Origin of the sequence: Psychrobacter sp. 16-MNA-CIBAN-0192 (assembly GCF_040309565.1) — a bacterium.
Taxonomy (GTDB): domain Bacteria; phylum Pseudomonadota; class Gammaproteobacteria; order Pseudomonadales; family Moraxellaceae; genus Psychrobacter.
Window position 1 is genome coordinate 1 of record NZ_JBEOOX010000761.1, and the last position, 233, is coordinate 233.

Below are 233 nucleotides of genomic sequence, written 5' to 3' on the forward strand. Positions count from 1 at the left end.
GGATTGGACCCTACGAAATATGCGAATCTGCTCCGGTGGCGATGTCGTTGCGCTGGAGGGGGGGGGGTCTTTGGGGGGGGTGGGGGGGGGGGGGCGGGGGGGGGGGGGGGGGGCGGGGGGGGGGGGGGGGGGTCTGGGGGGGGGGGGGGGGGGGGGGCCTGTCCAGTGCGTGTATAGGGACGACAGAAATATAGATTCGCCGCTGTAAACTAGAAACTGGAGAGGTCTTGTGT

1 protein-coding gene is annotated in these 233 nt (G+C 69.1%); it reads left to right on the top strand.

Annotation, left to right across the window (positions count from 1 at the left end):
* The first annotated feature begins 19 nt into the window (after positions 1–19).
* On the top strand, positions 20–208 hold the full coding sequence (locus AAEY78_RS15125; RefSeq protein WP_352340339.1) for a hypothetical protein: 189 nt from the start codon (positions 20–22) through the stop codon (positions 206–208).
* Positions 209–233 lie beyond the last annotated feature (25 nt).

What these genes read in the sequence shown, in the direction of transcription:
- AAEY78_RS15125 (WP_352340339.1), top strand. Translation starts at nt 20, where the DNA reads ATGCGAATCTGCTCCGGTGGCGATGTCGTTGCGCTGGAGGGGGGGGGG.